The organism is Janthinobacterium foliorum, assembly GCF_978021625.1.
In genome coordinates this window covers 1-266 of the sequence record NZ_CDXDQE010000107.1, presented here as the reverse complement: position 1 = coordinate 266, position 266 = coordinate 1, and the positions used below count along the sequence as shown (strand labels likewise).

Genomic DNA, 266 nt, shown 5'->3' with positions numbered 1-266 from the left:
TGCAAGGCGAACGCGGCGAACTGAAACATCTAAGTAGCTGCAGGAAAAGAAATCAACCGAGATTCCCAAAGTAGCGGCGAGCGAAATGGGAAGAGCCTGTACGTGATAGTCGGACCGATAACAGAATTCTCTGGAAAGTGGAGCCATAGCGGGTGATAGCCCCGTATGTGAAATCGGACCGGTGGTACTAAGCGTACGACAAGTAGGGCGGGACACGTGACATCCTGTCTGAATATGGGGGGACCATCCTCCAAGGCTAAATACTC

Annotated in this window: 1 rRNA gene; it reads left to right on the top strand. The window is 51.9% G+C overall.

The features are described 5' to 3' along the window. Positions 1-266 (top strand): 23S ribosomal RNA (locus ACZ92H_RS29725); the annotation flags it as partial.